Annotated in this window: 1 protein-coding gene; it reads right to left on the reverse strand. The window is 42.2% G+C overall.

Annotated features, from left to right (window positions below; genetic code table 11):
• A partial coding sequence (locus tag CD138_RS12245; RefSeq protein ID WP_219727727.1) for a Rib/alpha-like domain-containing protein occupies positions 1–277 on the reverse strand: 277 nt, incomplete at both ends.

Below are 277 nucleotides of genomic sequence, written 5' to 3' on the forward strand. Positions count from 1 at the left end.
GTCGTTATCTGCTTGTTTACCTACGGTTACCGGTACTGTAATGTGGTCTGTTGTACCATCTGGATACGTCACTGTTACACTTACATCTGTTGTACCTTCTTTTGTTCCGTCAGGTAATTGACTTGGATCGTTAATTGTGATTGTTGGTTGATTGCCATCTGTTGGGTAGCCTGGAATATTGACTGCACCTTTTACTTCATCTTCTGTTGTGGCAGTGCCATAATCCTTCGTGATTGGCGTTGTTTCTGGTGTGTACTTGTCGTTATCTGCTTGTTTA

This window comes from Staphylococcus intermedius NCTC 11048 (assembly GCF_002902385.1).
GTDB lineage: Bacteria > Bacillota > Bacilli > Staphylococcales > Staphylococcaceae > Staphylococcus > Staphylococcus intermedius.